Origin of the sequence: Komagataeibacter melaceti (assembly GCF_003403295.1) — a bacterium.
GTDB lineage: Bacteria > Pseudomonadota > Alphaproteobacteria > Acetobacterales > Acetobacteraceae > Komagataeibacter > Komagataeibacter melaceti.
Genome location: NZ_QUWV01000184.1, coordinates 1 through 6,177, shown reverse-complemented (window position 1 = coordinate 6,177; position 6,177 = coordinate 1). Strand labels below are relative to the sequence as shown.

The 6,177-nt window shown below is 65.3% G+C and carries 7 protein-coding genes; 2 read left to right on the top strand and 5 right to left on the bottom strand.

Annotation, left to right across the window (positions count from 1 at the left end):
- Positions 1-163: 163 nt before the first annotated feature.
- The gene (locus DY926_RS15735) at positions 164-712 is read right to left on the bottom strand and encodes a hypothetical protein (protein ID WP_116704221.1); all 549 of its coding nucleotides are present in this window, start codon (positions 710-712) and stop codon (positions 164-166) included.
- Complete coding sequence (locus DY926_RS15730) at positions 709-1,956, bottom strand: aminopeptidase (RefSeq protein ID WP_116704220.1); 1,248 nt, start codon at positions 1,954-1,956, stop codon at positions 709-711. Before DY926_RS15730 ends, DY926_RS15735 begins: the two co-directional genes overlap by 4 nt.
- A 122-nt stretch (positions 1,957-2,078) precedes the next feature.
- Between DY926_RS15730 and DY926_RS15725 the strand changes: the two genes are divergently transcribed.
- The gene (locus tag DY926_RS15725) at positions 2,079-2,450 is read left to right on the top strand and encodes a Rieske (2Fe-2S) protein (RefSeq protein ID WP_116704219.1); all 372 of its coding nucleotides are present in this window, start codon (positions 2,079-2,081) and stop codon (positions 2,448-2,450) included.
- Here the strand turns inward: DY926_RS15725 and DY926_RS15720 are convergent.
- From DY926_RS15720 to DY926_RS15710, 3 genes are all read right to left on the bottom strand, one after another.
- Positions 2,380-2,868 (bottom strand): DUF4186 domain-containing protein, encoded by a 489-nt coding sequence (locus DY926_RS15720; RefSeq protein ID WP_116704218.1) that lies wholly within the window; start codon positions 2,866-2,868, stop codon positions 2,380-2,382. The genes DY926_RS15725 and DY926_RS15720 overlap by 71 nt on opposite strands.
- Positions 2,869-2,872: 4 nt before the next feature.
- Positions 2,873-4,120 carry a tyrosine--tRNA ligase gene (gene tyrS / locus DY926_RS15715; protein WP_186336202.1) on the bottom strand — a complete coding sequence of 416 codons (1,248 nt, stop codon included), beginning with the start codon at positions 4,118-4,120 and terminating at the stop codon, positions 2,873-2,875.
- 112 nt (positions 4,121-4,232) lie between these two features.
- On the bottom strand, positions 4,233-4,898 hold the full coding sequence (locus DY926_RS15710; RefSeq protein ID WP_116704216.1) for an alpha/beta hydrolase: 666 nt from the start codon (positions 4,896-4,898) through the stop codon (positions 4,233-4,235).
- Between the two features lie 566 nt (positions 4,899-5,464).
- Here DY926_RS15710 and DY926_RS15705 point away from each other — a divergent pair.
- Positions 5,465-6,177 (top strand): cysteine desulfurase family protein (locus tag DY926_RS15705; RefSeq protein WP_116704222.1); only part of this gene is annotated, 713 nt, incomplete at its 3' end.

The window sequence follows — 6,177 nt, the reverse complement described above, 5'->3', positions numbered from 1 at the left end:
AGACCGGTCAAACGGGATAAAGCTGCTCATCTCATAACCTTACAACCGCCCCCCTTCACAGGGTACCCCAACCCGACAGGCTGCTAGGTAAGAATAGTAAAAGTTTCTGGGTGCCGCCTTTTTTCAAGAAGGCGGCGTTTCCGGAAGCGTCCTGAAAACAGCCTTAACGCTGCTGGCCCTGCTGTTCGTTGCCGCCCATGGCCTGGATCAGGGCCTGTACCTCGGCGGGGTGGGATTTGAGCAGGGTGACGTTATCGGGGTTGAGCGGCGGCATGTCGTTGCCGTCCTGCGGCGGATGCGTGATGACGGCCTGCGTCATGCCGAAGGTGGTGATGTTCATCACGAACTCACGCGCCGACATGCGGTTGCGCTGCAGGATCGGGCGGAGCTGCGGCATGGCTTCGGTGCGGCTGATGGTTTCTTCCAGCGTCATGCTCGGCGTATCCGGCGGGGAGATGTGCGCAAGCTTGATCTGCTGGATGACGGGCAGCATCCGCGCGAAGAAATTGCTCGGCAGCTTGTAGCGCGCCACGGTCTCCACATCACGGTTGAGGGCGGCTTCCTGCTCGGGGGTAAGCTGCTGCACGTTGGGGGCGGCCTGCTGGGCACCGGGCTGCTGGGCGGCGGCATGGCGTATGCCGGCGGGCAGGTGGGCCACGGCAAGGGCGCAGGCGGTGGCCAGCAGCATTTTGCGGATGGAAGGATAGGTCATGGCTGGTTGCTCCATTCGCCCTGTCTCATCAGGGGTTCGCGGCTGCCATCGTGGTTGATGGCGTCAACGTCGATTTTGCTGGACCCGATCATCCAGTCAATATGGATGAAACTGGTATTCGCCCCCTGCCGGGTCAGTTGGGCCTCGGTCAGGTTTTCGGTATCGCACATGCACTTGGCATAGGACTGGCCCAGCGCGATGTGGCTGGATGCATTCTCGTCAAACAGCGTGTTGCGGAACAGGATGCCGCTTTGTGAAATGGGGGAGGACGCGGGCACCAGTGCGACTTCACCCAGCCTGCGCGCGCCGTCATCGGTATCGAGAATACGCTCCAGAACCGCCTGCCCGGTGCTGGCATGGGCCTCGACAATGCGGCCTTCCTCAAAGCGTACGCGGATGTCATCAATCAGCGTGCCCTGGTGGAACAGCGGCTTGGTGGCGCGGACATGGCCATGCACCTTGCGGGCATGCGGGGTGGTGAACACTTCCTCGGTCGGGATGTTGGGGTTGCAGACAATGCCGTTGCCCGCGGGTTCCGCCCCCCCGGCCCAGGAATGGCCATCGGCCAGCCCCACCGTCAGGTCCGTATCCGGCCCGCTGAAATGCAGCGCCGCGAAGCGACGTTCGTTGAGCCACGCCGTGCGCCGGTTGAGATAGGCGTTATGGGCTTTCCATTCGGCCACCGGGTCATCCACCATCACGCGGGATGCCTGGAAGATCGCATCCCACAGGCGGCTTACCGCCTCGTCCTGCGGCAGGTCGGGAAAGACCTGCGCCGCCCATGCCGGGGTGGCGAAGGCCACGATGTTCCAGTTGACGGCAAAGCGCGTGATCAGCTCCATGGCGGGCCGCCCCGCGCGTGAGGCCGCGCGTGACACGCGCGAGACGCGCTCGGGGTCTTCATTGGCCAGCAGCACGGGGTTGCCGCCGGTAATCGCCATGCGGGCCGCCCCCTTGCGGTAGGCATTGGCCATGCCTTCGTGCAGCCAGTCGGCGGCGGCGTCCAGCGTGTCATCGGCGGCGTAATGGAAACGGGCGAGGGTGGCTACGTCATCGGAATAGAACGGCGTGACCAGCGCAGCCCCGGCTTTGTAGGCATGTTCGGTAATCCGGCGCACCAGCGGCACGGCGTCCAGCGGCGCCGTGATCAGGAGCTGCTGGCCATGCGCGATGTTCAGGCCGATACGGACCGCGACTTCAGCCAGGCGGTCCAGAAGCTGTTCATGCCGGGGGGAGAGAACCATGCGTCATCAAATCCTGTTAATGGCGGCCGGTATGCCGCGTACCTGTAGCGTGGCAAGCACGATAGACGACACGCCCATCGCACGTAAGATGCTATCGGAAAACCAGCGGAGGCATGCACTTAATGAAGCAGGATGACCCGGGTTCCCATGCCCTGTGCGCACTGTCTGCCGCACGCATGGCCCCGCGGCGTGTGATGTGCGCCGGGCCCGCGCTGGTGGTGTGGGTGGGCGCGGATGACCGCCCCGCCGTGCTGGATGACCGCTGCCCGCATGGCGATGCCCGCCTGTCCGCCGGGTATGTGGTGGGGGGCCGGATTGTCTGCCCGTACCATATGTGGGCGTTCGGTCCCGGCGGTCATGCCGATGTGCCCGGTGGCGGGCAGCATGGCATGCAGTGCATGGCGCGTGCCTACAGGTGCTGGGTCAGCGGTGGGCAGGTGTGGACGGCGCTGGAGCCGTACTGGCCTGATCCCGGCGCAGCCACTCGCGTATGACCGACAGGATATAGGCCTGCTGCCCGGCATCGAGCGGCTGGCCCGCCGGTATGGCATGCCATTTGGCCACGCAGCCCCGGCAGCAGGTGCCGGTTGCGTGCTGGGCTATGAAAACCGGGTGCCCGCGCCATGGTGTCTGCCTGCCATCGCGGGCAGGATGGGCGGGGGCGAGGCGGGTCGCGATGAAGCTGGCCGCATGGGTCATGACTTCAGGCAGGCCACGGTCGGCCAGATAGGCGCGCTCCGCCGTGCCCAGATGGAACCGCGCGCGAAACTGCGACCGCGCCAGCCGGGCCCACAGCCCGGGTTCGACCGGCGGGAGCCGGGGGATCTGGATGGCGGGCGCGGGCGGTTCAGGTGGCGGGGCGAACAGGTCGCCCTGCCGTGGTGGTAACCGTCCCGCGCGCCTGCCCGCCATGGAATCAGACCGGGCGGACCAGGATGTGCCGCTTGCGCCCGGCGGAGAGCTTGACCGCGCCATCCAGCAGGTCGGCGTCGGATATGGGCTGGGCCTCGTCGGTTATGACCACGTCATTCACCCGCGCTCCGCCGCCACGGATCAGGCGGCGGGCCTCGCCGTTGCTGGAGGCGAAACCGGCCTCCACAAACAGGCGGAAGGCGGGCAGCCCCTCGGTCAGCAGTCCGGCGGGCAGCGGGACGGAGGGCAGGGCGGCAGCGGTCACGGCCCCTTCCTCGAATGTGCGGCGCGCGGCCTCGGCCGCGGCTTCGGCCGCGGCGCGGCCGTGGCACAGGGCCGTGGCCTCGGTGGCCAGGACCTTCTTCGCCTCGTTGATCTCGGCGCCGCCCAGTGCTGCCAGCCGGTCACATTCCGCCACCGGCAGGTCGGTGAATAGCTTGAGGAAGCGGCCCACATCCGCATCCTCCACATTGCGCCAGAACTGCCAGTAATCGAACACCGGCAGCCGCAGCGGCGAGAGCCAGACGGCACCCTGCGCCGTCTTGCCCATCTTCGCCCCGGAACTGGTGGTGAGCAGTGGCGTTGTCAGGCCGAACACCTGTGCGCCATTCATCCTGCGGACAAGATCAATGCCTGAGACGATGTTGCCCCACTGGTCCGATCCCCCCATCTGCAGCGTCACGCCATGACGGCTGTTCAGTTCCCGGAAATCATAGGACTGGAGGATGGAGTAATTGAACTCCAGGAACGTCAGGCCCTGCTCACGTTCCAGGCGCGAACGCACCGAATCGAACGACAGCATGCGGTTGACGGAAAAATGGATGCCCACATCCCGCAGCAGGTCGATGTAGGAAAGGCGGTCCAGCCAGTCGGCGTTGTTGGTCAGCAGCGCGTCCTTCGGCCCTTCGCCCAGCGGCAGGAACTGGCGCAGGCAGCCCTCAACCCCGCGCAGGTTGGTGGCGATGGTCTCCTGCGTCATGAGCTTGCGCGCTTCCTCCCTAAAGGAGGGGTCGCCAATCTTGGCCGTGCCGCCACCCACCAGCGCCACCGCGCGGTGGCCGTGGCGGTGCAGCAGGCGCAGCATCATGATCTGGATCAGGCTGCCCACGTGCAGGCTGTCCGCCGTGGGGTCGAAACCGATATAACCCCCGACCGGCCCGGACTGCATGGCGGCGTCGAGCGCCTCCATGTCCGTGCACTGGAATATGAAGCCGCGTGCTTCGGCTTCCCGGAGGAATTCACTCTTGGGCATGATCTGTTCCGCGCTGTAAGATGCATCGCTGGCCGGGCCGCCCCGGTGCGGACCAGCCTCTAGCATGTTCACGGCACGTCATGGAACAGCCCGGCGGGGCCGGGGTGGTAAATCAGTCAGCCGCCAGCGCCAGCGCCTTGCGGTTCATGACGGTGCTGACATGGTCTTCCAGCGCCTCGGCCACCTGGTCGGCATGGTTGGCGAAGACATGGTCGGCACCCTTGAAGATGCGGTAATCCACCGTAACGCCCTTCTGGGTGTTCAGCTTGTCCACCAGCTTGCGGATGGCGGGTTCGGGCACGAGTTCGTCATTTTCACCCGCGATCATGAGCCCGCCGCACGGACATGGCGCAAGGAAGCCGAAGTCGTAGTGGTTGGCGGGGGGGGCCACGCTGATCCAGCCGGTGATCTCGGGGCGGCGCATGAGAAGCTGCATGCCCACGAACGCGCCGAAGGAATACCCCGCGATCCACAGGCCGCTGGCGTTCGGGTTGATCATCTGCATCCAGTCAAGGGCGGCGGCGGCGTCCGAAATCTCGCCAATACCACCGTCATAGCGGCCCTGTGAGCGGCCAACCCCGCGCGAATTGTAGCGCATGACCGAGAAACCCATTTTCTCGAATGCGCGGTACATCGCATAGGTGATGCGGTTATTCATGGTCCCGCCGTGCAGCGGATGGGGATGCAGCACCAGGGCAAGCGGCGCGTTGGGCGCGCTTGAATGGTGGTATCGACCTTCCAGACGGCCATCAGGGCCGGCAAACATGACCTCAGGCATAGGTGTCCCGCATTTGCGTTTCCCCGTGCATTCCAGGCATTGCATCGGGAACGGTTACTGTTACAGCCTGCCCGACCGGCGATGCCCCGTCAGGTCGGCAGGCAGAGAAAACGCCATTACCCGCCAGTCATCCATCCGCGGAGCAGGAATTCATCCTGTATTCGTCCGGCTGAAACATGACGGGCAACAGAATTGATCCGGTCTGGCACACCAGCCCGAAAGTATGCCCATTTGCCTTATTATGGGCGTGGCACCTACCATATAAAAGTGCGTCTTCGGCAGGCGTGCCCTGCGCGGGGGGCAGATATGGCGGTGCGTGGCCTGGCCCGGTGCATGCGGGGGAAAACGGTTTTCCGCCATCGGGCCGGGTGTTGTCGTGCTGGTTCGCTCTCCTTGCCATGCCCGCCGGTGGGCGGGCGACATTCGGGCAGCGGTATGGGTTCAGGTGTTTTTCACCCATAACACGTTGCAATAAATATTATGTTGCGCTGCCTTATAGCGGTTTGGATTCACAAAATGCCAGATAAATCGTAATTCCCGTCGCAAAAGGACTTGGCGTAACCCATATGGCTGGACAGCATGCAACCCCACGGGGGGGCTTTACCTATCTTGACGCGAATGCGTCCGAGCCGATCCGGCCCGAAGCACTCGTGGCCATGACGCAGGCGGCACAGGTGGCGGGCAATCCCGCTTCGGTGCATGGGGCGGGGCGGCGTGCCCGCGCGCTGCTGGAAACCGCGCGTGAGGATATGGCCGCCCTGTTTGGCGTCACGGCGGAAAACTGCGTGTTCACCTCCGGCGGGACGGAAGCCAACGTGCTGGCCATTGGCGCGCAGGGCAGTGGCCGGCGCGTGCTGTGTGGCGCGACCGAGCATGACGCCGTGCGTGCCGCAGTTACGGGTGCGGGTGTCATTCCCGTGCAGGCGGATGGCGTGCTCGACATCGTGGCGCTCGAGCGCATGCTGGCAGCCGATGCCACACCGGCGCTGGTGTGCGTGATGCTGGCCAATAACGAGACCGGCGTGATCAACCCGCTGCCCGAAATCGCGCGGCTGTGCCATGCCCATGGCGCGCTTGTGCATGTCGATGCCGTGCAGGCGGCGGGCCGTATTCCCGTCACGCCACAGGCGCTGGGCGCTGATAGCGTGGCGGTGTCGGGCCATAAATTCGGCGGGCCGAAGGGGGCAGGGGCATTGTTGCTGGCGGGCGCGCATTTCCGCAGCCTTGCTCCGCTCATGGCGGGCGGGGGACAGGAACAGGGGCGGCGCGGGGGCACGCC